The 201-nt window shown below is 66.7% G+C and carries 1 pseudogene; it reads right to left on the reverse strand.

Annotation, left to right across the window (positions count from 1 at the left end):
- Positions 1-201: pseudogene (locus CG51_RS18950) on the reverse strand (ATP-dependent zinc metalloprotease FtsH); the annotation flags it as partial.

Consider the following 201-nt stretch of genomic DNA (forward strand, 5'->3'; position numbering starts at 1 on the left):
ATAGCTGACATGCCCGAGGTCTTCGTCCATCCCGTAACGCGCGACCATGGCGCGGGCGATATCGGTCGCCTTGACCAGATCGTCGGCCGCCCCGGTCGAGAGGTGGTCGTAGACGATCTTCTCGGCCGCGCGCCCGCCGAGGAGGACGGCGATCTTGTTCTCCAGCTCCTCGCGCGTCATCAGGAAGCGGTCCTCGGTCGG

Origin of the sequence: Haematobacter missouriensis (assembly GCF_000740775.1) — a bacterium.
Taxonomy (GTDB): domain Bacteria; phylum Pseudomonadota; class Alphaproteobacteria; order Rhodobacterales; family Rhodobacteraceae; genus Haematobacter; species Haematobacter missouriensis.